Annotated in this window: 1 protein-coding gene; it reads right to left on the bottom strand. The window is 48.0% G+C overall.

The features are described from left to right. On the bottom strand, positions 1-250 hold a 250-nt coding region (locus B0E34_RS22940), incomplete at both ends, for an aminotransferase class I/II-fold pyridoxal phosphate-dependent enzyme (RefSeq protein WP_503327700.1).

Here is a 250-nt window from a genome sequence, read left to right on the forward strand (position 1 = left end):
GAAAAAGTTGGGATATTGGACGATCACTGCTGCTGTATCTTCGCAGACGGCTTCATCAAGAGCCTCAAGATCCGCTGTTCCGTTTTTGGAAGGGACTTCTACCACATCGATGTACTGTCCTTTCGCATACGTTTTTAGAACCTCGCGCGATTCGGGATGGACGGTTTCCGAAACGACGATTTTTTTCTTTTTTGTATGTCCTGAAGCAAGCATTGCCGCTTCGGCTAACGCCGTTCCTCCGTCATACATC

The organism is Chryseobacterium mucoviscidosis (assembly GCF_002177115.1).
GTDB classification, from domain to species: domain Bacteria; phylum Bacteroidota; class Bacteroidia; order Flavobacteriales; family Weeksellaceae; genus Chryseobacterium; species Chryseobacterium mucoviscidosis.